Below are 24377 nucleotides of genomic sequence, written 5' to 3' on the forward strand. Positions count from 1 at the left end.
GTTGCCGTGGAGTTGGTGTGGGTGAGGCGATTCGAAGGCGCTCTTCCGTGTGAGTGGAACTGCGTGTAGCCTCGCCGCCGGTTGCTCAATATTGATCTGTTGGGCATGAAGTGCGGCAGATTTGAGCAGAAGTGCCGTGGGAGCTGTTGGCGCCGTAGGCGGGGAGGCCCTTGTGAGTCACGTCAACCAGAGTCACGTCGAGCGTGAGATCGCGGAGCAGCCGGACTGCTGGCGGCGGGCGTCGGAACTGGAGCCGGCCGGACTGCCCGAACCGGGCGAGCGGGTGGCCGTCATCGGCTGCGGCACCTCGCTCTACGTCGCCCAGGCCTACGCGGCGCTGCGCGAGGCCGCCGGCCACGGCGAGACGGACGCCTTCCCGGCCTCCGAGTACCCGGCCGACCGCCGCTACGACCGGCTCCTCGCCCTGAGCCGCTCCGGAACCACCACCGAGGTGCTGACCGCGCTCGCGCGCGCCGACGGCACACCCCGCACCGCGATCACCGGCGACCCCACGACGCCGATCAGCGCCGTCGCCGACACCGTCGTCGACCTGGCCTTCGCGGACGAGGAGTCCGTGGTCCAGACACGCTTCGCCACCACCACCCTCGCCCTGCTGCGCGCCCGGCTCGGCCACGCCCCGGCCGACCTGCCCGCCCAGGCCGAACGGGCGTTGGTCGCCGACCTTCCCGAAGGTGCCCTCGGCGCACGGCAGTTCACCTTCCTCGGCACGGGCTGGACCTCCGGTCTCGCGCACGAGGCGGCGCTGAAGCTGCGCGAGGCCTCCGGATCGTGGGCCGAGTCCTACCCGGCGATGGAGTACCGGCACGGCCCGATCAGCGTCACCGCGCCGGACACCGTCGTCTGGTTCTTCGGCGAGCCGCCGGCCGGACTCCTCGACCAGGTCCGCGAGATCGGCGCGACCACCTCCGTCACCGGCCTGGACCCGCTCGCCGACCTGATCCGCGCCCAGCGGCTCGCCGTCGAACTCGCCAAGGCCCGCGGCCTCGACCCCGACCGGCCGCGCCACCTCACCCGGTCGATCGTCCTCACCCGGCCGTGACCACGGTCATCGCGCTCGACGTCGGCGGCACCTGGGTCAAGGGCGGCGCGGCCGGCCCGGACGGCCGCCTGCGGGCCGCCACCCGCCGCCCCACCGGCGCCGAGCACGGCCCGGAGGCCGTCCTGGCGACGGTGCTCGCCACCGCCCGCGAACTCGCCGACCACTACCGTCCGGTGGCGGCCGGCGTCGCGATCCCCGGCATCGTCGACGAGCCGTCCGGCCGGTCCGTGCTCGCCGCGAACCTCGGCTGGCACCGGCTGCCCGTCCGCGACCGGCTCGCGGAGGAACTCGGCGTCCCCGTCGCCCTCGCCCACGACGTCCGGGCCGGCGGCCTCGCCGAAGCCCGCCTGGGGGCCGGCCGGGGCAGCGGCAACTTCCTGTTCGTCCCGGTCGGCACCGGCGTCGCCGCGGCCCTGGTCGTCGACGGCCGCCCACCGGCCGGCAGCCATGCCAAGGCCGGCGAACTCGGCCACCTCCCGGTGGAACTCGCCGCCGGCGAACCGTGCGGGTGCGGCGGCCGGGGCTGCCTGGAGACGGTCGCGTCGGCCGCCGCCATCGCCCGCCGGTACACCCGCAGGACCGGCCGCACCGGGTCGGACGCCAAGGAGGTCGCCGAACGCGCCCGGACCGGCGACTTCGCGGCGGTCACCGTCTGGCGCGAGGCCGTCGACGCCCTCGCGGAGGGCCTCGCCGCCGCCGTCACCCTGCTCGACCCCGAACGCATCGTGATCGGCGGCGGCCTCGCCGAAGCGGGCGAACTCCACCTGGCCCCGCTCCGGACCGCCCTCGCGGCCCGCCTGACGTTCCAGACCGTCCCCGAGATCGTCCCCGCCGAACTGGGCCCCCGCGCCGGCTGCCAGGGCGCAGCCCTCCTGGCCCGCGAACTGGCAGGGGAGACGGGGCCGTGATGGGCGCGGAGTGCGCGTGCGCAGGAAGCCGGCCGGTTCGACGTCCGGCGCGATCGCGTGTGGCGCCGGGGGGCGGGGGCCGTCGGGTGCCGTGCTGGAGCGCCAGAAGCCGGCCCCTCCGACGTCCGGTGCCGTCGTGCGTGGCCCCGGGCGCTGCGCGCCCGCGGGTCCGCCCGTTCGCCCTGGAGGCCGGGCGATGATCCTCACCGTCACGCCGAACGCCGCGCTCGACCTCACCTACCGGGTCGACCGGCTCCGTCCATGTGCCTCCAACCGGGTGCGGCGGGTGGCCGAACGTGCGGGTGGCAAGGGCGTCAACGTCTCCCGCATCCTGCACGGCCTCGGGCGGCCGACCCTCGTCACCGGTCTCGCCGGCGGCCCGTCCGGGACGGCGCTGCGCCGTGACCTCGCCGCCGCCGGGCTGGCGGAGCGGCTGCTGCCGATCGCCGCCGACACCCGCCGCACGGTGGCCGTGGTCGACGCGGAGGCCGGCGACGCCACGACCCTCCTCGAACCCGGTCCGGTGGTGCGGCCGGAGGAGTGGAACCAACTGCTCGCCCACGTGGACGGGTTGCTGCCGGACGCCACGGCCGTCGTGCTCTCCGGCAGCCTCCCGCGGGGCGTGCCCGAGGACGCCTACGCCGGGCTGATCCGGCTCGCGCACTCGCACGGCGTACCGGCGGTCCTGGACACCGCGGGCCCGGCCCTGCGTGCCGCGATCGGCGCGGGCCCGGCGCTCGTCAAACCCAACGCGGACGAACTGACCGCCGCCACCGGCCTCGTCGACCCGGTGGCCGCCGCGGGCGCACTGCGCTCGGCGGGCGCCGGGGCGGTGGTCGCATCGCTCGGTGCGGACGGCCTCATCGCGCTGACACCGCAGGGGAGTTGGTGTGCGGAGCCGCCCGCGCGGATCGCCGGCAATCCGACCGGCGCGGGCGACGCGGCGGTGGCCGCGCTGACGCTCGGCCTGGTCGCGGACACACCGTGGCCCGACCGCCTCGCGGAGGCGGTGGCCCTGTCGGCGGCAGCCGTCGCCGCGCCGCTGGCGGGCGACTTCGACCCCGACGTCCACCACGCGCTGCGCGGCCGGGTGGGCGTGCGGCCGCTGTGGAACCCGTGATGGCGGGGGGAGGGTGGCGCCACGGTGCTTCGACCTCTGGCGGCTCGTGTCCTCGGCCCCGCCGTGGAGCGCTGCACGGACGGGCGGCCGTTCGGCCGTTCGACCGCCGCGGAGCCCGTGTCGCCCGGCCGCGCTCCCGTCATACACCCCTCGCGCCCCGCACGTACGGCCCCGCGATTCCGGCCCCCGCGGCCGTCGTGCCGCTGCCGCCTGCGATGTGCGAGTGCCCGGTCGGCCGGCCGATCCGGCGCCGCGGAGCCCGTGTCGCCCGCCCCCACCACCCCCACCCGAGGAGTCCCCGATGCCCCTGACCGGTACCGGTGCCATCGTCGCCCCCGCCGTCGCCTACGGCCGGGGGGTCGGGGCGTTCAACGTCATCCAGCTGGAGCACGCGCAGGCGATCGTGACGGGGGCCGAGGCGGTCGGGGCGCCGGTGATCCTCCAGCTCAGCGAGAACGCCGTCCGTTACCACGGTGCCCTCGCGCCGGTCGCCGCCGCGACGCTGGCGCTGGCGCGGCGGGCGACCGTTCCCGTGGCCGTCCACCTGGATCACGCGACGTCCGCCGAACTCGTCGCCGAGGCCGTCGACTTGGGCTTCTCCTCGGTCATGTTCGACGCCTCCGCGCTCGCCCACGCCGACAACCTCCGCCGGACCGCCGAGGTCGTCGCCCGCTGTCACGCGGCCGGCGTCTGGGTGGAGGCGGAGCTGGGGGAGATCGGCGGCAAGGACGGCGTCCACGCGCCGGGCGTGCGCACCGATCCGGACGAGGCCGCCGACTTCGCCGCCGGGACGGGCGTCGACGCGCTGGCCGTCGCCGTCGGCTCCTCGCACGCGATGGCCACCCGGGACGCCGTCCTCGACTTCGCCCTCATCGCGCGGCTGCGCGAGGCCGTCGCGGTGCCGCTCGTGCTGCACGGGTCCTCGGGCGTCGCGGACGAGGACCTGACCCGGGCCGTCGAGCACGGCATCACGAAGGTCAACATCGCCACCCAGCTGAACAGGGTGTTCACCACCTCGGTTCGCCGAGCCCTCGCCGCCGACGTGCGGCTGGTGGACACCCGCCGCTACCTCGGGGCCGGCCGCGCTGCGACGGCCGCCGAGGTGGCCCGCCTGCTCACCGTCCTCAGGGCGAATCCGTCCTGAGGACGACGCGCAGCCGCCCCGCATCCCGACGTCCCGTCCGGATCCCCCGGCGGGAGCCCCACCGGAGAACGGAAGGTGACACGTCCATGCGCCACCGCTTACGCCGCCCGCACCCCCGAGGCGTCCTGACCGCCGTGCTCGCGCTGCTGTGCGCGCTGCTCGGCGCCGTCCCCGCGGCCCGCGCCGCGACGCCGTCGGCCGGCACGCTCTCGCTCGGCCACCGCACGGTGACCTGGCAGAGCCCGACCTACGCCAACGGCGCAGTGCCGGACCCCGCGCACTGCCCGAGCGCCGCCGCCGACCCGGGCGGCAAGGTCTGCGACCGCTTCTCGATCACCGTCGACGTCCCCGCCGGCTACTGGCAGGGCCACCCCGACGGCGGCGTGCCGGTGTCGATCAGCTGGCCCGACCCGACCATGGAGTTCGACCTCTACGTCTACGACGGCGCGGGCCGCAAGGTCGCCGAGAACCAGAGCGGCGCCGTGCCCACCACCGCGGTGATCCCGGACGCGTCGGGCACCTACCAGGTGCTGGTGGTGCCCTACTCCGTCAAGAACTCCTCCTACAGCGCGACCGCGCTGCTCCCCGAGCCCACCACCGTCGGCGACGCGACCGGCATCGTCCGGGACGGCGACGGCTACCTGATCCAGGCGGGCGCGACGGCCCGCGCCCGCGTGGACTTCACCACCGAGGACGCCTTCCGCCTGCAGTTCAGCCCGGACGGCACCTTCACGGCGCCGCCCGTCGGCGAGATGATCGCGACGACTCCGCCCACCCTCAGGACCGTCGAGGAGCGCGACGAGGGCGACTACTACGCGATCAGCTCCGCGCACCTCACCCTGCGCGCGTACAAGCAGCCGCTGCGCTTCGCGCTCTACACCGACGACGACACCAAGCGCGTCTGGGAGGAGACCCGCGGCCTCACCTGGACCCAGGACGCGATGCAGCAGACCCTCTCCCGCGGGCCGCAGGAGCAGTTCTACGGCGCGGGCGAGCAGAACGGCTCGTTCTCCCACCGGGGCAGGACCGTCCACGTCGCCAACGACTACAACTGGAACGAGGGCGGGTTCAACAACTCCCAGCCCTTCTACCTGTCCTCGGCCGGCTACGGCGTCTTCCGCCACACCTACGCCCCCGGCACGTACACCTTCGGCGACCCGGTGCGGACGTCCGAGCGCGAACGCCGCTTCGACGGCTACTACTTCTACGGCCCGGACCTCAAGAACATCATCGGCTCCTACACCGACCTCGTCGGCAAGCCCTTCATGCCGCCCGTCTACGGCCTCGAACCGGGCGACTCCGACTGCTACCTGCACAACGCCAACCGCGGCGAGCGGCACACCCTGGACGCCCTCAAGGTCGCCGACGGCTACACCGCCAACCAGCAGCCGCTCGGCTGGATGCTCGTCAACGACGGATACGGCTGCGGCTACGAGAACCTCCAGCAGACCGGCCAGGGCCTGCGCGACCACCAGATGCAGCTGGGCCTGTGGACCTCGACCGGCCTGCCCAACCAGGGCGAGGAGGTCAAGGCGGGCGTGCGGGTGCGCAAGCTGGACGTCGCCTGGGTCGGCCCCGGCTACAAGTTCGCGCTGGACGGCTGCCTGAAGGCCAAGGAGGGCATCGAGCAGAACAGCGACGCCCGCGGCTTCGTCTGGCTCCCGGTCTCCTGGGCCGGCGCGCAGCGCTGCGGCGTGCTGTGGAGCGGTGACCAGAAGGGCACGTACGACTACGTGCGCTGGCAGATCCCGACGTACGCGGGCGCGGCCATGTCCGGCATCGCGTACAACACCGGTGACGTGGGCGGCATCTTCGGCAGCGACCCGAAGGTGGAGACCCGGGACCTGGAGTGGAAGACCTTCGTCCCGGCCATCATGACGATGGACGGCTGGGCGGCCGCCGACAAGCAGCCGTGGCGCGCGGGCGAGCCGTACACGTCGGTCAACCGGCGCTACCTCCAGCTCAAGGAGCGCCTGCTGCCGTACTTCTACACGCTCGCCGAGGAGGCGCACCGGACGGGTGTCGGTGCGGTGCGGCCGCTCGTGCTGGAGTACCCGGACGACCCGAACACGTGGGGCGACGCGGCGAAGTACGAGTTCATGAGCGGCAGCGACTTCCTGGTCGCGCCGGTCTACGACGACTCGTCCGTCCGCAACGGCATCTACCTGCCGAAGGGCACGTGGGTGGACTACTGGACGGGCAAGACGTACGAGGGCCCGACCACGGTCAACGGGTACCGGGCGCCGCTGGACACGCTGCCGCTGTTCGTCCGGGCCGGGGCCGTCGTGCCGATGTGGCCGCAGGGCACGCTGTCGTGGCAGACCCGCGACACCGGCCGGCTCTCCTACGACGTCTACGCCAAGGGCGGCGAGTCCTCGTTCACCCTCTACGAGGACGACGGCACGACGCGCGCGCACGAGCAGGGCGCGGGTGCCACCCAGGAGGTGTCGGTCCGCTCGGTCGGGCGCGGGCACGGCGTGACCACCGTGGACGTCGGCCCGAGCGTGGGCGACTACACGGGCAAACCGGCCGCGCGCGCCTACGAGTTCACCGTCCACGCCGGGGCCGGGCCGGGCGCGGTGCTCCTGGACCACGAGCCGCTGGACGGCTACTCCTCGCAGGCCGGGCTGGACGCGGCGGGCGCGGGGTGGTTCTACGACGCGGCGGCGGGCGTGGTGCACGTGAGGACGCCGCAGCAGCCGACGGACTCGGGCTTCTCGCTGCTCCTGGCGGGAGCCGGACCGCTGGCGGGCTGAGCCGCCGGCGGGCCGCGCCGGAGGAGGGCGGGGGTCTTTCGGGCCGTCGCCCTCCTCTTCGCTGTGACGAACTTGTTCGTAACGAACATGTTCGTTACCGTGGAGGGACGACGACCCGAAGGAGCGGACATGACCCAGCGGAACCCGGCCGACGTCCCGGCCCACGCCCCGATCGCCGTTCTCGGGGCCGGCCTCGGCGGCCTGACCCTCGCCCGCGTCCTCCACGTCCACGGCATCGAGGCCGCGGTGTTCGACCTGGAGGCGTCCCCCGAGGCCCGCACCCAGGGCGGCATGCTCGACGTCCACGAGGCGTCCGGCCAGCGCGCCCTGCACGCGGCCGGCCTGCACGACGGCTTCCGTGCCCTCGTTCACGAGGGCGGCGAGGCCGTGCGCCTGGTCGCCCCGGACGGCACCGTCCGGCTCGACGCCCCGGACGACGGCACCGGCGGCCGCCCCGAGGTGGACCGCGGCGCCCTGCGCGACCTCCTCCTCGGTTCCCTCCCCGCCGGGACGGTCCGCTGGGGCCGCAAGGCCACCGGCGTGCGGGCGCTCGGCGACGGCCGCCACGAGGTCGCCTTCGCCGACGGGGGCACCCTCACGACCGACCTGCTGATCGGTGCCGACGGCGCGTGGTCGCGGGTCCGCCCGCTGCTGTCCGATGCCGTCCCGGCCTACACCGGCATCTCCTTCGTCGAGGCCGACCTGCACGACGCCGCCGTGCGTCACCCCGAGGCCGCCGCGCTCGTCGGCGGTGGGTTCTTCATGGCGCTCGCCGAGGACCGAGGCTTCCTCGGCCACTTCGAAACGGACGGGAGCATCCACGTCTACACCGCCCTGCGGGTGGGGGAGGACTGGCTGGACGGCCTCGATCCGGGTGATCCGGCGGCGGTCAAGCGGGCCGTCCTCGCCGAGTTCGACGGCTGGTCCGACGGCCTGTGCGCCCTCGTCGCCGACGCCGACGGTCCGCTCGCCGGGCGCCGCATCCACGCCCTGCCGGTCGGCCACCGCTGGGAGCGCGTCCCCGGCGTCACGCTCCTCGGCGACGCCGCCCACCTGATGTCCCCGTTCGCGGGAGAGGGCGCCAACCTCGCCATGCTCGACGGCGCCGAGCTGGGTGCGGCGATCGCGGCCCACCCCGGCGACGCCGAGGCGGCGCTGGCGGCGTACGAGCGGGAGCTGTTCCCGCGCGGCGAGGCCTCAGCGGCGGAGTCGGCGGCCAACCTGGAGCGGATGTTCGGACCGGACGGGCTCCAGGGGATGCTGGACCTGTTCGCCGGGCCCGCGGCCTAAGGTGGGCGGCATGAGCAGCACCCCGACGCCCCGCCCCCGCAGCCGCCGCGAACGCCCGGCCAAGCCGGCCCTCACCTACGAGGGCATCGTCGCCGCCGCCGTCCGGATCCTGGAGGCCGAGGGGCTGCAGCGGGTGACCATGCGCCGCCTCGCGCAGGAGCTCGACACCGGCCCGGCCTCGCTCTACGTGTACGTCGCCAACACGGCCGAGCTGCACGCGGCGATCCTGGAGGAGTTCCTCGGCGCCGTCGACCTCGCGCCGGTGCGGGCGCCCGGCGACTGGCGCGAGCGTCTGGCCGCCGTGCTCGGCTCGTACACCGAGGTGCTGTTCCGGCACCCGGCGCTCGCCCACACCGCGCTCGTCACCCGCCCGTCGGGCCCGCACTACCTCGCCGTCGTGGAGGCGGTCCTCGCGCTGCTGCACGAGGGGGGCGTGCCGGACGGGCAGGCGGCCTGGGGCGTGGACGTCCTCCTGCTCGTGGCCACGGCGACGGCCGCCGAACAGTCCGCCCGCGACGCCGACCCGGCCGCCGAGGCCGAACACACCGCCCTCGCCGAAACCCTGCTCGGCGCCACCGCCCCCGACCACCCCCGCATCGCCGCCCTCGGCCCCGCCCTGCTCGCCGGCAGCCCGGAGGACCGCCTCGCGTGGACCTTCCGCATGGTGATCAACGGGACGGCCGCCACCCCGCTCTGAGCGTTCCCCGCCCAGGGTCAGTTGCCGTACGGTCGCTTCTCGCGGGCCTCGCGCAGGGCGTGCCCCCACCAGCCGAGCCGGTCGAACAGGGTGGCCGCGGCGGCCGTCGCGCCGGCGGGCTCCTTCAGCGCGCCGGTCTCGTCGAACTGTCTCCAGCAGTTGTGGAAGCTGACCACGTCGCGGACCGAGACGGCGTGCATCTCGGCGAAGACCTGCCGCAGTTGCTCCACCGCGCGCAGGCCGCCGGACAGGCCGCCGTAGGAGACGAAGCCGACCGGTTTGGCCGCCCACTCCTTCCCGTGCCAGTCGATCAGGCTTTTGAGCGAGGCCGGGAAGCTGTGGTTGTACTCCGGGGTGACCACGATGAAGGCGTCCGCGTCGGCCAGCCGCGGCGAGACCCCGGCCAGCACTTGCGCCACGTCCTTGCCGGGGTTGTGGGACAGCTCGTGCGGCAACGGGTGGTCGGCGAGGTCGATCGGATCGACCAGCAGGTCGTCCCGCTCCTTGGCGAGCGAGGCGACCCAGTTGGCGACGGTCGGGCCGAAGCGGCCGTCCCGGACGCTACCGGTGATCACGGCGAGACGGAGGGGCGTGGTGGACATCCGGACTCCTCGGCAATCGGATCTGCGCGGCCCCGGTGCGGGGCGACGTCCACATGATTGAAGTTCAAGTGCACTTGACGTCAAGTCGCGTCCGGCCGCGGCGGCATCCGGCGTTCCGGTGTCACGGCGATGACATGAGTACCACTCAAATATCCGCGGCTGCTGCACCTGGTCCCTCCTCGACGACTTCGAGTGGGCCGAGGGCCGTCGAACGTACTGTCATTCGACGGCCGCGCCCGGTCGCGGTCCTCCGAGGATCCGGCCCACGCCCGCGCACCACCGCGAACCGCCGATCAAGAGCCCCTCGCCGGACCTGGCCGACCGGCCCGAGGCTGAACTCCGTCTCCGTGCGTCACGGTGGTGCCCCCGTCCGGCCGGCCGTGGTTCAGGAGGCGTGGCCCGTGCCGACGCAGCGCTCGGGCTCGGCGACCTTCAGGTACTCGTGCTTGAGGAGGTTGGCGACGTTGTAGCGCTCGGCGTCCGCGAAGTCGGACGGCTTGAACTGGGGGTCGAGCCACTGCTGGTAGCCGAACCCCGGCTGGTTGAAACCGGCCGCGATCCGGCCTGCCTGCACGCGGAAGGAGCGGTTCACCTCGTAGCAGTGGTAGCTGTTCTCCGGGCCGTTGAGCGAGTCCGGCGGCAGAGCGCGCTTGGCGTAGGGAGTTCCGCCGGTCGCCAGGAAACCGCCGGCCTCGGACCCGAATCGGTCCAGGGCCTGGCCCACGTCCATCGCCTGCTCGTGCATGTCGAGGGTGCCGTTGGTTTCCGCGAAGCCTCGGTTGCCGGGGTACTTCCACAGGGTGCCGTCGCGGTACCAGTCGAGGAACTGGCTCGGCTGCAGGCCCCCGAAGCGCTGGTAGTGGTCCAGCAGCGTCGCCACCGGTCCGGTCGCCGGCAGTTCGGCCGGGCCCAGCTCGGACCGGCCGCAGTAGTAGACGGTCGGGTCTTCCGGCGGGAGGAGGTCCGGACAGTCGGAGGGTAGAGGTGGGCGGTGGGACGCCGGCACCGCCGGCGCGGCGGCGACGGCGGTGCCGGCCGAGGCCATCACGGTGAGCGGAAGGGCAGCGACCAGCGGCAGGGCGATGAGCCTGAGCGAACGCACGGGTGGGCTCCAGGGGGCGCGGACGGAGGGGTGCGCGACGTACGACGCAGCGACAGCGGATGTACGTGGCAGGGTCATTGCACCCTCGTACTGATCGGTAGGCGGGCAACCTGGGGAGTGGCTGCGCGCACAGCATTCGGACGGAGCAGTCGGCGGGACTACGAGGCCCCGTGCGCCCCGCTTCGCGCAGCGGCGGTAGCAGGACCTCCCGCGGCCTCCGTTGCCGGTGCGGCTCCTGAGGCGCGAAACAACACCGTTGTGATGAAGGCCAGTTGCCTCTGGCGTCTGCTGGGCTCGGGGCTAACATGAGCCACCCTCATATTCTAAAAGGGGGCAATCGTGAACCGTCCTGACCTGTCGGCGGGGTTCCGCTGGGGCGCCGCCACCGCCGCCTACCAGATCGAAGGGGTCGGTGGACGAGGACGGGCGCGGACCGTCCGTCTGGGACACCTTCGTCGCCCGGCCCGGGGCCGTTCGCGACGGGCACACCGGCGTGGTGGCGTGCGACCACTAACGCCGTCACAGTCCCCCCGGGACCTGACGGCGGCTCTGATCGAGCGGATCAACCGGTCGTCCGGGCTCTTCCGGCAGAATGAGATGGCCGCGCAGTCCTTGGCGGCGGCCCGATCCAATTCGGGGTTCGCCTTGCGCGCGGCGGTACACATGCGGTTGTCAGCCCATGGGCGGGCACGGTGCGGGCCAAGCCCGGGCCGGGGCCGGGCCGACGGTGCTCCAGAGAGGCGCTGGGTGATTCCACGGCAGAATCGGTGCGAACACGAAAGGGCCGTGCATCACCAGGGGCGGGTCAGGTCACAGGGAAAGGGCGGTGACCCCTCTCTTCAGTACAATGGGCGATGATACTGAAAAGGATACATTGAGGCATCAATGTGTCAATAGAGGCATTGGGGGTTGGTTCGGCGATGCGTACCGACGCGACAGAGGTCCTGGATTCGGCGATCCCGGTCCTGGCCAAGGACCGGGCGGCGTCCATGCAGGTCATCGCGAAGCGGGCGGGTATCAGCCGGGCGACCCTGGTGCGCCTGTTCCCCACCCGCCAGCACCTGGTGCAGGCCATGGCGGAAAAGATCCTCGACGACTGCGACCGGGCCCTGTCCCGTGCCGAGGTCGACGCCGGCCCCATGCAGCAGGTGCTCGCCGCGATGGTCGCCGAATACCCGCCGTTCGCCCAGCTCTGGAACCTCGTCTATGTCGAACCCGATGTCCTCGGCGTCCCTGAAGCCAGCGCCCGGGCGGACGCGATCTTCGACCGGACCGTCAAGTTCTTCAAGCGCGGCCAGGAGGCCGGACTGCTGCGCAACGACATGCCGGCCACCTGGCTGGCCTCGACTTTCTGCGGCCTCGCCGAGACCGCCTGGGAGCTGACCCTCGAAGGCGACATGGGCCTCCGGCAGGCCCCGGGCTTCATTGCGGCGATCCTGCTCCAGGGCGCGGCAGCCCGGCAGCGTCCGGGGCTGCCGCTCTCGTGAGTCCGGCGAGCCCGCCGGGATGGGCCTCACGTCTCGGCCGGAGGCGGAGCGAGCTCGACCGGCGTCCCGCGTAGTACCACGTAGACCACCGAGAAGGCCACGATCGCCTCGGCCCACAGGAACGCCGTGTGGTCGAGCAGGCAACCGATCGGTGGCGCCCCGGGAGCGGTGTTGCGGAAGCCGGCCAGCGCGAACAGCGTCGCCGCCATCCAGCCCAGCGCCGGCTGCCGAAGAGCGTCGTCGCCCTCGCCCCGACCGTCATCATCCTGCTGGTGTTCGTCCCGCTCGCCCTGACCAACGGTGACAGCCTTGGTCCCACCTCCTCGGCCACGCTCAACGCGACCCTGGTCGCCATCGGCTCGCTCGCCCCTCGCCTTCCGTCGGCGGGCCCCTCGGCCTGGCCGCCTACCAGCGCACCCGCGCCGTCGGCGCCCTCGCTGACCGCAACCGCCTACTGGAGGAGGCTCGCCCGTACGCCGAGGAACGCGCGGTCGCCGCCGAACGCGCCCGCCTCGCACGGGAGATGCATGTTGTTGTCTCCAGTCGGGTCTCCCTCATCGCCCTGCATGCCGGCGCTGCCCAGATCGCCCAGGCCGACGACCCGGCCGCCGTCCGCGAGACCCTTGCTCTGATCCGTTCCCTCGGCCTCCAGGCCCTCGCCGAACTGCGGGGTCTGCTCGGCGTCCTCGCCCCCGCCCCCTCGATGGCATGCGTACCCGCGCCGAGGGCCTCGGCGGTACCGTCGGCGTCGGCCCCACCCGCGACGGTGGCTTCGCTGTCCACGCCCGCCTTCCGCTGGCCGGCCCGGAGGCGTGACACCGAGGTCGCCACCGCCCACCCGAGCCTCCTTGGCGGTGGAGTCACGACCTTCGCCCACGGTTGCCTACGCCAACCCGCCAGCCATGCTCCAGTGCCTCTATTGACACATTGGTGTTTCAAAGTATCCTCTCTTGCATCGCCTCGCCTTGCCGTCGCGGCGGGTTGCTGCTGGTCGGCGCCCCACGCGGCGTACGCCGGCGGGTCGGCGAGCCGACACCCGCCCCGGTGCAGGGAGCTGTCCCCGACGAGGCGGGTTGGCCGCTTTGAAGCCCGTGTGGCTTCCCTGCCCAGGTGGCCCCGACGAACGCAACGGAGCGTTCGGCGACACCCTCGTATTGGCCCGTGTCAGAAAGTAGATCGGTCAACAGCCATGACGATGCATCGCCGGCACTTCCTGCGGAGCGTAGGCCTGGGAGTGCCCAGCCTCGCTCTTCTCGCCTCCCTGTCCGCCTGCGACAACGACGGGGACACCGAGGGCGGCGGAGATGAGAGCGCGGCGCCGGGTCCGTCCGGACGCAAGAAGGTGATCGTCGTCGGTGCCGGAGTCAGCGGCCTGGGAGCCGCCCGGTACCTGGCCGACAAGGGGCACGACGTGTCGGTGCTCGAAGCGCGCGACCGCATCGGCGGGCGGATCTGGACCAGCGAGAAGTGGTCCGGCACACCGCTCGATCTCGGCGCATCGTGGATCCATGGCATCGACGGCAACCCGATCACCGATCTGGCCAGGAAGGCCGGTGCGAAGACCGCGGTGACCGACCTCGAAAGCGCCACCGACTACCTCGCCGGCGGCCAGGAGATCGAGGGCGCCCAGGCCCAGGCGCTGCAACGCTGGCGGAAGGCCGCTGCCGACGCGCTGTCGTCCTTCCAGAAGAAGGATGACGACGACGCCTCGATCCGCAGCGTCGTCCAGAACGCGCTGGGCTGGTCGAAGCTCTCGGACAGCGACAAGGCCCTGGTCTCCTACGCGCTGAACGACTACGAGCACGAGTACTCGGGCAGCGTCGACCAGATGTCCGCCCTGTACTTCGACGACGACGCCAAGATCAAGGGCAAGGACGTCCTGTTCCCCGGCGGCTACCACCAGATCACCGACTACCTGGCCGAGGGACTGGCGGTGCAGACCGGACAGGTCGTCAAGCAGATCGACTGGACGTCCGGCGCCGTGACGGTCACCACCGACAAGGGCACTTTCCAAGGCGACCACGTCGTGGTCACGCTGCCGCTGGGCGTCCTGCAGAGCGGGTCGGTCACGTTCGGCCCCGGTCTGCCCCAGGCCAAGACCACGGCCATCGGCAAGCTCGGCACAGGTGTCCTCAACAAGTGCTACCTGCGATTCCCCAAGGTGTTCTGGGCGGACACGGACTGGCTGGAGTACGTGCCGGACCTGGGCAAGTACGGGCAGTGGGCCCAGTGGATCAACGTCGCCCGGCCCACCGGCCAGCCGGTGCTGCTCGGCTTCAACGCCGCCGACTTCGGCCGCACCATCGAGGCCTGGAGCGACACCCAGATCGTCGACAGCGCCATGAACACCCTGAAGACCATCTACGGTGGCAACATCCCCCAGCCGACGGACTACCAGATCACCCGCTGGGCCTCAGACCCGTACGCCTGCGGCTCCTACTCGTTCACCAAGCTCGGCGCCACGTCCGACCTGCGCAACCAGCTCGCGGCCGCCGTGGACGGCCGGGTGCACTTCGCCGGCGAGGCGACGGACCGCAAGGACTACGCCACCGTCCACGGCGCCTACCGGTCGGGCCTTCGCGCGGCCAAGGAGATCGCCGGCTGACACCGTCAGCCGCGTGACGAATCCCCGGATCGTTCCCCCGTCGTGTGGGCAGCGGGGAACACGAGCGGGGTTCGTCCCCCAGGACCCCACGGGCGCCCCCCCCGACGCCCGTGGGACGGCAGTCCCCGTCGGCGCGTACCCCCGAACGCGCCGGCGGGGGCCTGCCCGGAGCGGAACACCGGGCCCACCTGCCCGCACGGCCGGCCGCTCCTACACGCCGGTCGCGAGAGCTGGACACTGACAGTAACTGCGGCCGGACATCATCCGCTGCGAATCCGGGCGCTGGAACGCATCCAGGGGCCGCTACTGCCGCCGCCCCCCGTTTCGCCGTGCCCCGTACCACCGCACGACTTGCTGGGAGCCCTCATGACCGCGCAGCCCTTCGGCGCCCCGACCTCCTCGGCCTTCGAGGCACTGACCCCGGATGACCCCGGCGAGGTCGGTGGCTACCGGCTGTGCGCCCGGCTCGGCGCGGGTGGCATGGGGCGCGTATACCTCGCGTACACCCCCGGCGGGCGCCCGGTCGCGCTCAAGGTGGTCCGGCCCGAATTCGCCGAGGACCCGGAGTTCCGTCACCGCTTCACCCAGGAAGTCGCCAGCGCACGCCGCATCCACAGCCTCTACACCGCCCAGGTGGTCGATGCGGGCACCGACGACACCTCTCCTTGGCTGGCGACCACGTTCGTGCCCGGCCCCTCCCTCGACCGGGTCGTCCAGCGCCACGGCCCGCTGCCGGAGCGCACCGTCCTGCTGCTGCTCGCCGGGGTCGCCGAAGCCCTGCAGGCGATCCACGCCGCGGGCGTCGTCCACCGCGACCTCAAGCCCGGCAACGTCCTGGTGGCCGCCGACGGCCCGCGCGTCATCGACTTCGGCATCGCCCGCGCCGCCGACGCGAGCCCGCTCACCGGCACCGGCCTGCGCATCGGTTCGCCCGGCTTCATGGCCCCGGAGCAGGCCCTCGGACAGCCCGCCACCCCGGCCACCGACGTCTTCGCCCTCGGTGCCCTGGTCGCCTTCTCCGGCTCCGGGGTGTCTCCCTTCGGGGGCGGGCCCGAGCCTACCGCTCTCTACCGGGCGGTCCACGAGGAACCGGACCTCTCCCGCCTGCCGCACGGGTTGCACGAGCTGGTCCGGTACTGCCTGGCCAAGAACTCCGAGGACCGCCCCGGTACGGCATGGCTGATCGAGGCTGCCCGCAGCCACCCCGCCGTAGGCGGCGAACTGCGTTTCTCCGAAGGCTGGTTGCCCCCGCAGGTGCGCGACGAACTGAACCGCCACACCGACCTGCCGGCCACACCTGTCCCGCAGGTCACCGTGGTCGATCCCGCCTGGGCCGAAGCCCCGACCGCCCGCGTTCTGCCGGCCCCGGCACCCACCCGAGTGCAGCTGGAACCTGCCCCCACGGCAAGACACAGGGCCGCGACCGCCGCGCGCCGGGGCGTCCGCACCGCAGTCGTCACGGCGGCCACCCTCCTCATCGGTGCAGCAGCAGCCTTCTTCCTGCTCGACTACACCGAATACTTCGACGACTCCGCCGATCTGAGCCCCGCCGTCACCGGCAGCCTCCTCCCGTCCGCCACCCCCGCCTCCACCCCGTCCGCGGCCCCCGGCTACACCGCCGTCTACACGAACCTCGAACTCACCTCCCCCGACCGCGACCACGAATTCGACCTCAAGGCCGGGAAGGTCACCCAGGACACCTCCTCCTGGTACCTGGCCCGCCAGCCCGGCGCCTTCTACATCCCCGAGGACAGCGACGCCTACATCGCCCCTCCCGGCCCCCTCGCGCTCCCCGACTGCCTCAAGGGCGTCGAAACGCAGCCCACGTCCATCCTGCCCTTTACCACCCTGCGCGCCGACCGCACCTTCTGCGTCCGTTCCCACGGCGCCCAGGACATCGCCATCATCCGCACCCTCACCACTGCCACGAACGACGACCCGGTCAAGGTTTCCATTACCTGCTACCACCGCACCTGACCGGCTGCCCGGGCATGTTAGGGGCTTCGTGTAAGTCCCCTGAGGTCATTGGATGCTGAGCCGGTCCTCGAAGAAGAGTGAGAACTGCTGCCCCTGCTGCACTGGCAGTCGAACCGTGGGGCAAGGCCGGGTCTGCGGGTTGCTTGCCATCCGATCGCTCTGGGCGGCGGGTGGTGCGTCAGAGGGTGTGGGATTTCAGTACGAGCAGCACGATTGCGGCGATCATGGCGAGCCCGCCGAGCAGTGGCGCGGTGAGGGTGCGGGACCAGTGTCGGGATTCGGGGTGGTTGCGGCGGAAGTAGGCGATCACCGCGAACGAGCTCAGGGACTGCACCACCAGCAGGGCGAGCGTGCCGAGGATCGCCGTGAGCGTGTACAGGCTCGCGTACGGGTCCTGTCCGGCGGCCCAGAAGCCGCCGACGATCGCCAGCGCGATCGCGCTCTGGGTGAAGGAGGCGATGTACGGCGATCCGTGTCTTGGGTGGGTGCGGCCGAGGACCTTGGCGGCAACGTTCAGGTCGAAGTACGACAGGAGAGCGGTGACCGCCACCATCACCAGGGCGAAGGCCTGCCACGGCCAGTGCACGCCGAACTCCGACTGGACGCTCCAGGATTGACGTCGTGTCAGTTCAAATGTGTCGGCTTGTCCAGTGCGGGGAGCGCACGCACGGCACGGGTGCGCACGGCGCGGACCCTGGTCGCCCGAGGGGTCGGCCTGCGTCCTTGCGCCAGGCTATGCCTCGGCGCCCGCGATCCGGCGGCGGCGCTTGGCCATCGGCGGGTAGAGCAGTGCGCAGGCGCTGACGGCGATGAGGCAGTAGGTCACCGCCGTGGTGCCGTTCTCCGCGTACTGCTGCCATGCGGCCCAGGTGCACACGCCGGTCAGGCTCAGAACGACGAGGGAGAGGCCGACGGGTCCGCCGGGGACGCGGTAGGGACGTTCCAGGCGTGGCTCGCGCACGCGTAGTGCGATGAGTGCCGCGACTTCGAGCAGCAGTGTGATGTTGGTGAGGAAGACGTCCACGATGATCAGGTTGCTGAAGCTGCTCAGGCAGAACAGGGCGTAGATCGCCGATGAGCCGATGAGGGAGGCGACGGGGACCTGACGCCGGGCGGTCCTTCTCGCCATCCAGTTCGGGAAGTAGCCGTCCTGGGCCAGAACGAAGGGCACGCGGGCGCTGGAGGTGAGGAGCGCGGAGAACATCGCGGCCGAGGCGATCATGCCGCCGACCGTCACGGCGGTCTGCAGCCACGGCCCGGCCAGGGCTCCGGCCACGGTCGAGAAGGAGCCGCTGCGCCAGCTCTTCCAGCCGGCCGGGCCGTCCGGCCCGAGCGAGAGCGAGGCGAGAGCCGGAAGCAGGTAGCCGACGGTGATGACCCCGACGGAGAGGGCGAGCGCCCGCGGCAGGTGCTTGCGCGGATTCTCGATCTCGCCGGCGAAGGCCGAGACGTCGTCCCAGCCGCTGTAGTTCCACATGGCGAGGAAGAGCCCGGCGCCGAAGGCGCTTCCGATCGACTGCTCCGGGCGACCGGTCAGCTGCTGAACGGGACCGGCGCCGCCGCCGAGCATGTGCGCGAAGCCGGCGACGCTCAGCACCAGCAGCGGGGTGAGGCAGACGACGGCGAACACGACAGCGGAGGCGCCGACCCTGGCCGTACCCATCAGGTTGATCAGGACGCAGGCGGTGATGACGGCGAGGCAGACGCACCAGTGCAGGTCGAACTGAAGGCCGCCCACAGCGAACATCACGTGCTCGCCCGGGGCGGCCCAGCCGACCATGGACTGCAGGTAGCCGGTGAACAGGACCGGGTAGACGGCCAGGTCCACGAAGCCGCCCAGCCAGCTGATCATGCCCTGCTGGAAACCCCAGAAGCGCCCCAGCCCGCGCCGCACCCAGTGGTAGTACCCGCCGTCGACCGGGATCGCCGTGCCGAGTTCGGCACAGACCATCGCGTGCGGAACGCTGTAGACGAGGGGTGTCACCAGGAGGAGCAGCAGGCCGATACCGGGACCGGCGGTGGGGAACAGGCCCTCGATGCCGTAGGCCCCGCCGGAGACGCTGAAGAAGATGAGCGCGACCAGGGGCGCGAGCTTGACGTTCCGGGCAGGGGAGCGGAACCGGGCCGCCGGCGCGGTTGCTGCGGTCACGGCAGTGACGTTCGGTGGCACTTCTCACCTTGATCCGGCGTACGACGGGCAACGAGCCGGGTGATTATCTCCACGGAGTCGCCAGGTGGCACATCCGGTTGGCGTCGCCAACTGCCCTGTGCCGGTGATCACGGAGAGTCATGGGCGGCACCGCTGGTCCGGGAGCGGGGTGCCGTTGGAGCCGGCGAGGGCACCGGTGTCAGCCGACGATCTCCTTGGCCGCGCGGATGCCCGACAGGTAGGCGCCGTGGACGGTGGCGAAGGACCGGCGGTTGGTCGCCTCCCCGGCGAAGTGCACCCGGCCGTCGACGGCGGCCGCCAGTCGGTCGCGCATGTCGGGTGTCGAGCCGAGCTTGTTGAAGGAGTACGAGCCGAGCGCGTAGGGGTCGGAGGCCCAGCGGGTGATCTGGTGCGCGGTCGGAGCGGGGATGTCGTTGCCGAAGATCGTCCTGAGCGTGGTCATGGCGCTGTCGACGATCTGGTTGTCGTCCCAGCCCTCGGTCGTGCGGGCGAAGTCGGCGGCGTTGAAGCCGAGCAGCACCGGCTGGCCGGTGGGGCGGGCGACGTTGATCCACTGCTCCCACTGCCCGTAGCGGCTCAGGTCGGGGATGTACATCAGCCAGTCGGTGTCCGGCCAGAACACCTTCGGGAAGTGCAGGTAGCACTTGTCGAGCACGCCCATGCCGAGCTTGCCGATCGCGTCCTGCTTGTCGGCGGGCAGGCCGGGGCCGAACGTGACCGACCCGCTCTGTAGGACGCCCAGCGGGAGCGTGACCACGACCTGGTCGCCCTGGAAGGTCCCCTTGTCCGTGGTGACCGTTACGCCGCTGGAGGTCCAGTCGATCTGCTTGACGACCTGCCCGGTCTGCACGGAAAGGCCCTTGGCCAGGTGGTCGGTGAGGGCGCCGTAGCCCTCCGGGAACAGGACGTCCATGCCGCTGATCTTGGCGTCGTCGTCGAAGTACAGGCCGGACATCCGGTCGACGCTGCCCGCGTACTCGTGCTCGTAGTCGTTCAGCGCGAAGGAGATCAGAGTCTTGTCGGAATCGGGCAGGTTCGACCAGCCCAGCGCGTCCTGCACGACGGTGCGTACCGGCTCGTCCTGGTTGTCGCCGCCCTGGAACGTCGACAGCGCCTTCGCGGTGTCCTGCTGCCACCGCTGGAGAGCCTGCGCCTGGGCGCCCGCGATCTCCTGGCCGTCGGTGGCGTACTCGGTGGAGCTCGCGGGGTCGGTGACCACTGTGCGCGCGCCGGCCTGCTTCGCGAGGTCGGTGATCGGGTTGCCGTCGATGCCGTGGATCCATGACGCGCCCAGGTCGAGCGGCACCCCGGACCATTGCCGGCTGGTCCAGATCCGCCCGCCGATCCGGTCTCGTGCTTCGAGCACCGACACCTCGTGGCCCTTGTCGGCCAGGTAGCGGGCGGCGCCCAGGCCGCTGATCCCGGCGCCGACGACGATCACCTTCCGGGAACCGGAAGAGCTCGGCGGACTGCTCTTCTGTCCGCTGTCCCCGCCGTTGTCGCAGGCGGACATCGAGGCGAGGAGGGCGAGACCGGGAAGGCCCAGGCCGACACTCCTCAGGAAGCGACGGCGATGCATCGTCATGCTTCTCCACCGATCTGCGATCCGACACCGGCTGGCTACGAGCATGTCGGTGAATGCCCTGTCATGCCCGCCGTGCCGCCCGCCGGTGGCACCACGGTCGGGCCGCCGGGCGCGAGTACGCCCGGGCGGGTGCGCCGTCGTGCGCGGCGGTGGGCATCGATTCCGCCCGGTCCCCACCTGTACGCCATTCGGTGACGGGCGCGGAGTCCAGTCCTTCGCGGGTGCCGAAGCCGCTTCGAGTGCCAGCTCCGCCATCCGGCCGGCCATCGCCGAGGAACCGACGGAGCACGGAGAGGGGGGCGTGAAGCACGGCTGCCACGTCGCTCAAGCTTCGGGCCGCCGCTAAATGCCTCAATTGAAACACTAGAGGCTCAATATATGCTTTACTGTGTCAGTCCTGCCGGGCTGGCAGAAGGGCAGGATTCCCGTCGGCTGCGCTGCGGAGCATGCAGGTTCCTGCTGCGCATCCCACTGCCGCCGCCGACGCTCTCGGTCGTCTCGGCCCGGCAGGTGGTGGGGCTCGTCAGGCCGAGGCATCCCAATCGCAACACCGGCGCGCGTCCGGGCGGCAGCGACCCTGCATGCCCCGCATCAGCGCCGCAGGAAGGATGACCGTGCAGGTCACCACTCGCGAGGTCGGCGCAACCGACTCCGCGGTCGAGCCGCAGGCAGCGCCGCGTGTTCCTCGTCGCCGAAGCCGGCGGCTCGCCGTCGTGCTGGCACTGATCATCGGCTTGTGCGGATCCGGGATCGGGCTGTACCTCAATGAGCGCAACACCCGTGAGCAGGCCTACGAGCTGGGCATCCCCTCCGGCCAGGACTGGGTCGAACTGGAGGTCACCGCCCAGGACGTGGACCCGGCGGCGCAGCGGCTGACGCTGTACGTCACCGCCATCCCGCACGGACGGCTCGCCGTCGGCCCCGACTCCCAGGCCTTCGCACGCCCCGTGGAGATCACCGCTACCGGCATCGCCAAGGCGACCGTCAAAGCCGCCGAGGGTGAAACCGCGGCGCCGCAGCTGTTCCACGCCGAGACCTACGACGGCACTGCCACCGACTACCCGTTCGACCGCTACCGCACGGAGGCGGGCTTCACCGCCACCAGCGGCGGCACGGCCGTGCCGGTGGGCCTGGTCTTCACCGACGCCGACCCGTTCTTCGTCCTTCACCCCGAAGTCACCACCGCCGCCACCGGCAGGCTGGTCCTGGATGCGAAGATCACCCGCTCCCGCAGCACCTTCATCCTGGCCTGGTTCATGATCGCGGCCATGTGGGCACTCGCCCTGGCGGTGCTCGGTGCCGCCGAAGTGCTCTACCGCAAGCGCGAAGGCCTCATCTGGCCCTCCCTCGGCTGGATGGCCGCGACGATCTTCGCCCTGATCGGCATGCGCAACGCAGCTCCCGGCTCGCCGCCCATCGGATCGCTCATCGACTACGTCGCCTTCTTCTGGGCCGAATGCATCATCGCAGCCAGCCTGACCTGCACCGTCCTGTCAGGCATCCGCACCGAGCACCGGCAACGCCGCGAACGGGAAGCCGCCGCCGACGGGCAGTGACGGCCGGCCTCGGAGGCTGCATCGCCTGGTCGGAGTCGTCGGCGTAGACGAAACCCGCCCCGGGGTCGCGATCCCGCCCACTTGTCTCGGTGCGTATTCGGCAGCCGGCGGATCCGCCGGGACTGGCCGCGCCCGCCGTGATCGCGATGCGGTCGCGGCGCTCTCCGAGGCCGCGCGATCTCGGCGTCCATACTGCCTCTTCCGCACTAAGTGAATGAACAGTAGTCTCTTCCTTCTCAGAGGTGGAGTGGAAGGCTGGAGCTGCCATGGCATCGAGGGTGACCGTCGCAGGCGTAGGGATGATCCCGTTCACCACGCCGAGGAACAGCGATTCCTACGACGTTATGGGTGAGAGGGCGGCGCGGGTCGCGCTTGCCGACGCAGGGATCGACTACGCCCTGATACAGCAGGCGTACGTCGGCTATGTGTACGGCGATTCGTGCTGCGGACAGGCTGCTCTGTACGGCCTAGGCCAGAGCGGCATCCCGATCGTGAACGTGAACAACAACTGCTCGACCGGATCCTCGGCGCTGTTCCTGGCCCGGCAGGCGATCGAGAGCGGCATGGCGGACTGCGTGCTCGCCCTGGGCTTCGAGCAGATGCAGCGCGGTGCACTGGCGTCGCACTGGCAGGACCGGACCAGCCCTTTCGCCCGCTTCGACGAGGTGGCCCTCGCCGTCCAGGGGGAATCCGACGCCCCGTTCGCCGCGCAGTACTTCGGCGGCGCCGGTGCCGCCTACGCCAAGGAGTACGGCCTGGCCGAGGACACCTTCGCCAAGATCGCGGTCAAGGCGCGCAAGCACGCGGCGAACAACCCGTACGCGGTGTTCCGCGACCCGGTGACAGTCGAGGAGGTACTCGCCTCGCCACGGATCTACGGACCGCTCACCCGGCTGCAGTGCTGCCCGCCGACCTGCGGCGCGGCAGCCGCGGTCCTGTGCTCGGAGGAATTCGCCCGCCGCCACGGCCTGAGCACCGATGTGGCGATCACGGCACAGGCGATGACCACGGACTACCCGTCGACCTTCGCGGACGCGGACATGCGCAGGGTCGTCGGCTACGACATGTCCATGGCCGCGGCGAAGCAGGTCTACGAGCAGGCCGGCATCGAGCCCCAGGACGTACGGGTCGTCGAACTGCACGACTGCTTCACCACGAACGAGCTGCTCACGTACGAGGCGCTCGGGCTGACGCCGGAGGGCACGGCGGAGAAGTTCGTCTGCGACGGCGACAACACCTACGGCGGCCGCGTGGTCACCAACCCCTCCGGCGGCCTGCTGTCGAAGGGCCACCCTCTGGGCGCGACCGGACTGGCCCAGTGCACCGAGCTGGTCTGGCAGCTGCGCGGCCACGCCGAGGCCCGCCAGGTGGAGGGCGCGACGGTGGCACTGCAGCACAACATCGGCCTCGGCGGCGCCGCCGTGGTGACGCTGTACCAGAAGGTGGGCTGAGCGATGGCGATCGACGCCGAGGCGGCCAGGAACATGGCACTCGATCCGATCACCGTCCAGGTCGAGCGCGGCCGACTGCGCTTCTTCGCCAAGGCCACCGGCCAGACGGACCCCATCTGCACCGATGTGGACGCCGCCGGGCGGGCGGGCCACCGGGACCTGCCGGTTCCGCCGACCTTCTTCTTCAGCCTGGAGCTGGAGGCACCCGACCCGTTCGCCTACCTCGCCGCCCTGGACGTGGACCTGCGCCGGGTACTGCACGGCGAACAGGCATTCACCTACCACCGACCGGCCTACGCGGGCGACACCCTCACCCTCCAGCCACGCATCGTCGACGTGTACAGCAAGAAGGGCGGCGCACTGGACTTCCTCGTCAAGCAGACCGACGTCCACCGCGGAACCGAGCTGATCGCCGAGACGCGGAGCGTCCTCGTGGTGCGCAACCCGGAGGTGCCGCAGTGACGATCCCGACGAACATCGAGGTCGGCACCGAGCTGCCCGCGTTGCGCATCGCGCCGATCTCCCGGACCACGCTGGCACTGTTCGCGGGCGCGTCCGGCGACCACAACCCGATCCACATCGACCTCGACGTCGCGCAGTCCGCCGGCCTGGACGACGTGTTCGTACACGGGATGCTGTCCATGGCCTACCTGGGGCGGCTGCTCACCGACTGGGTGCCGCAGGAGCGGATCCGCTCCTACCGGGTGCGCTTCGCCGCCGTCACCCCCGTGAACGCCTCCTTGACCTGCACCGCGAGCGTGGTGTCCGTCGAGGACGGCCTGGCCACGCTCGCCCTCACCGTCGCCCTGGACGACGGCACCCTCACCCTCGCCGGCGACGCCCTCGTCGCGCTGGACTGAAAGGAAC

The 24377-nt window shown here is 71.8% G+C and carries 20 protein-coding genes and 2 pseudogenes; 16 read left to right on the forward strand and 6 right to left on the reverse strand.

Annotated features, from left to right (window positions below):
- Positions 1-172: 172 nt before the first annotated feature.
- The 7 genes from AB0C76_RS04515 to AB0C76_RS04545 all read left to right on the forward strand — a co-directional run bounded on the left by AB0C76_RS04515 (position 173) and on the right by AB0C76_RS04545 (position 8975).
- Positions 173-1060 carry an SIS domain-containing protein gene (locus AB0C76_RS04515; RefSeq protein ID WP_359959546.1) on the forward strand — a complete coding sequence of 296 codons (888 nt, stop codon included), beginning with the start codon at positions 173-175 and terminating at the stop codon, positions 1058-1060.
- Positions 1057-1968, forward strand: a complete 912-nt coding sequence (locus AB0C76_RS04520; protein ID WP_359959549.1) for an ROK family protein — start codon at positions 1057-1059, stop codon at positions 1966-1968. Before AB0C76_RS04515 ends, AB0C76_RS04520 begins: the two co-directional genes overlap by 4 nt.
- Before the next feature lie 196 nt (positions 1969-2164).
- The gene (locus tag AB0C76_RS04525) at positions 2165-3088 is read left to right on the forward strand and encodes a 1-phosphofructokinase family hexose kinase (RefSeq protein WP_359959551.1); all 924 of its coding nucleotides are present in this window, start codon (positions 2165-2167) and stop codon (positions 3086-3088) included.
- Positions 3089-3389: 301 nt separating this feature from the next.
- The gene (locus AB0C76_RS04530; protein ID WP_359959554.1) at positions 3390-4232 is read left to right on the forward strand and encodes a class II fructose-bisphosphate aldolase; all 843 of its coding nucleotides are present in this window, start codon (positions 3390-3392) and stop codon (positions 4230-4232) included.
- Positions 4233-4318: 86 nt separating this feature from the next.
- Positions 4319-6988 carry a TIM-barrel domain-containing protein gene (locus tag AB0C76_RS04535; RefSeq protein ID WP_359959557.1) on the forward strand — a complete coding sequence of 890 codons (2670 nt, stop codon included), beginning with the start codon at positions 4319-4321 and terminating at the stop codon, positions 6986-6988.
- A 129-nt stretch (positions 6989-7117) separates the two neighbouring features.
- Positions 7118-8278 carry an NAD(P)/FAD-dependent oxidoreductase gene (locus AB0C76_RS04540; protein WP_359959560.1) on the forward strand — a complete coding sequence of 387 codons (1161 nt, stop codon included), beginning with the start codon at positions 7118-7120 and terminating at the stop codon, positions 8276-8278.
- A gap of 10 nt (positions 8279-8288) precedes the next feature.
- Complete coding sequence (locus AB0C76_RS04545; protein ID WP_359959563.1) at positions 8289-8975, forward strand: TetR/AcrR family transcriptional regulator C-terminal domain-containing protein; 687 nt, start codon at positions 8289-8291, stop codon at positions 8973-8975.
- A gap of 17 nt (positions 8976-8992) precedes the next feature.
- Here AB0C76_RS04545 and AB0C76_RS04550 read toward each other — a convergent pair whose 3' ends face one another.
- On the reverse strand, positions 8993-9577 hold the full coding sequence (locus tag AB0C76_RS04550; protein WP_359959566.1) for an NAD(P)H-dependent oxidoreductase: 585 nt from the start codon (positions 9575-9577) through the stop codon (positions 8993-8995).
- A gap of 385 nt (positions 9578-9962) precedes the next feature.
- Positions 9963-10679, reverse strand: a complete 717-nt coding sequence (locus AB0C76_RS04555) for a TNT domain-containing protein (RefSeq protein ID WP_359959569.1) — start codon at positions 10677-10679, stop codon at positions 9963-9965.
- Positions 10680-11091: 412 nt separating this feature from the next.
- On the opposite strand from AB0C76_RS04555, the gene AB0C76_RS04560 reads away from it, so the two are divergent.
- A complete protein-coding gene (locus AB0C76_RS04560) occupies positions 11092-11193 on the forward strand; it encodes a family 1 glycosylhydrolase (protein WP_359959572.1) in 102 nt (33 codons plus the stop codon).
- Positions 11194-11599: 406 nt separating this feature from the next.
- Positions 11600-12166, forward strand: a complete 567-nt coding sequence (locus AB0C76_RS04565; protein ID WP_359959575.1) for a TetR/AcrR family transcriptional regulator — start codon at positions 11600-11602, stop codon at positions 12164-12166.
- Between the two features lie 26 nt (positions 12167-12192).
- Here the strand turns inward: AB0C76_RS04565 and AB0C76_RS04570 are convergent, their stop codons facing one another.
- On the reverse strand, positions 12193-12684 hold the full coding sequence (locus AB0C76_RS04570) for a DUF4436 family protein (RefSeq protein ID WP_359959578.1): 492 nt from the start codon (positions 12682-12684) through the stop codon (positions 12193-12195).
- On the opposite strand from AB0C76_RS04570, the pseudogene AB0C76_RS04575 reads away from it, so the two are divergent.
- The 3 genes and pseudogenes from AB0C76_RS04575 to AB0C76_RS04585 form a co-directional block, all read left to right on the forward strand.
- Positions 12621-12851 (forward strand): annotated as a pseudogene (locus AB0C76_RS04575) (histidine kinase dimerization/phosphoacceptor domain-containing protein); the annotation flags it as partial. The gene AB0C76_RS04570 and the pseudogene AB0C76_RS04575 sit on opposite strands and share 64 nt — an antisense overlap.
- Positions 12852-13400: 549 nt before the next feature.
- Positions 13401-14771, forward strand: a complete 1371-nt coding sequence (locus AB0C76_RS04580; protein ID WP_359959581.1) for an NAD(P)/FAD-dependent oxidoreductase — start codon at positions 13401-13403, stop codon at positions 14769-14771.
- 366 nt (positions 14772-15137) lie between these two features.
- Positions 15138-16748, forward strand: coding sequence for a serine/threonine-protein kinase (locus tag AB0C76_RS04585; protein WP_359959584.1), 1611 nt, complete (start codon positions 15138-15140; stop codon positions 16746-16748).
- Positions 16749-16947: 199 nt separating this feature from the next.
- Here the strand turns inward: AB0C76_RS04585 and AB0C76_RS04590 are convergent.
- The 3 genes and pseudogenes from AB0C76_RS04590 to AB0C76_RS04600 form a co-directional block, all read right to left on the reverse strand.
- A pseudogene (locus tag AB0C76_RS04590) lies at positions 16948-17244 on the reverse strand (amino acid permease); the annotation flags it as partial.
- A gap of 237 nt (positions 17245-17481) precedes the next feature.
- A complete protein-coding gene (locus AB0C76_RS04595) occupies positions 17482-18897 on the reverse strand; it encodes an APC family permease (protein WP_359959587.1) in 1416 nt (471 codons plus the stop codon).
- A gap of 199 nt (positions 18898-19096) precedes the next feature.
- Positions 19097-20503, reverse strand: coding sequence for an NAD(P)/FAD-dependent oxidoreductase (locus AB0C76_RS04600; protein ID WP_359959590.1), 1407 nt, complete (start codon positions 20501-20503; stop codon positions 19097-19099).
- Between the two features lie 446 nt (positions 20504-20949).
- On the opposite strand from AB0C76_RS04600, the gene AB0C76_RS04605 reads away from it, so the two are divergent.
- The 4 genes from AB0C76_RS04605 to AB0C76_RS04620 all read left to right on the forward strand — a co-directional run bounded on the left by AB0C76_RS04605 (position 20950) and on the right by AB0C76_RS04620 (position 24370).
- On the forward strand, positions 20950-22059 hold the full coding sequence (locus AB0C76_RS04605; RefSeq protein WP_359959593.1) for a DUF4436 family protein: 1110 nt from the start codon (positions 20950-20952) through the stop codon (positions 22057-22059).
- Positions 22060-22325: 266 nt separating this feature from the next.
- The gene (locus tag AB0C76_RS04610) at positions 22326-23510 is read left to right on the forward strand and encodes a lipid-transfer protein (protein ID WP_359959596.1); all 1185 of its coding nucleotides are present in this window, start codon (positions 22326-22328) and stop codon (positions 23508-23510) included.
- Positions 23511-23513: 3 nt separating this feature from the next.
- Positions 23514-23972, forward strand: a complete 459-nt coding sequence (locus tag AB0C76_RS04615; RefSeq protein WP_359959599.1) for a MaoC family dehydratase N-terminal domain-containing protein — start codon at positions 23514-23516, stop codon at positions 23970-23972.
- Complete coding sequence (locus AB0C76_RS04620; RefSeq protein ID WP_359959602.1) at positions 23969-24370, forward strand: MaoC/PaaZ C-terminal domain-containing protein; 402 nt, start codon at positions 23969-23971, stop codon at positions 24368-24370. The genes AB0C76_RS04615 and AB0C76_RS04620 overlap by 4 nt, the downstream gene beginning before the upstream one ends.
- Positions 24371-24377: the final 7 nt, after the last annotated feature.

This window comes from Kitasatospora sp. NPDC048722, assembly GCF_040650235.1.
Lineage (GTDB): Bacteria > Actinomycetota > Actinomycetes > Streptomycetales > Streptomycetaceae > Kitasatospora.